The organism is Bacillus sp. GMs2/2 (assembly GCF_050172095.1).
GTDB lineage: Bacteria > Bacillota > Bacilli > Bacillales > Bacillaceae_G > Bacillus_A > Bacillus_A cereus.
Genome location: NZ_JBNLYE010000784.1, coordinates 1 through 368, shown reverse-complemented (window position 1 = coordinate 368; position 368 = coordinate 1). Strand labels below are relative to the sequence as shown.

Below are 368 nucleotides of genomic sequence, written 5' to 3'. Positions count from 1 at the left end.
AACCATGCCTTGATGCGGCGGATTAAAGGTTTTATATTTTCATCTTCTAGTAAATTAAACTTAATTTTTAAAGGGACGTCTTCAAACGCCCCTTTTTTTGTTAACGAACCATGCCGCCCTGGTACTTCTATGTGTTCCACTTTTTGTTTTGCTGTTGGAATAACAGGACGATCTACCATACATATTCGATAGTCACTCGCTAATTCCGTATCAATTCCAATATCTAGCAAATCAATTCCTCCCTATTCCAATATTTAAGTTACGTCCTTTTTGTGCAAACCAATCATCCGCTTTTTCAAACATGCGATCTATGTCACGATCATTTCGCACAGTGTTATAAAAGTTTACTTCTATTGGTTGTTGATTCA

The 368-nt window shown here is 36.4% G+C and carries 1 pseudogene; it reads right to left on the bottom strand.

The window, feature by feature from the left end:
* Positions 1–230: pseudogene (locus ACQGS6_RS29520) on the bottom strand (phage tail protein); the annotation flags it as partial.
* Positions 231–368: the final 138 nt, after the last annotated feature.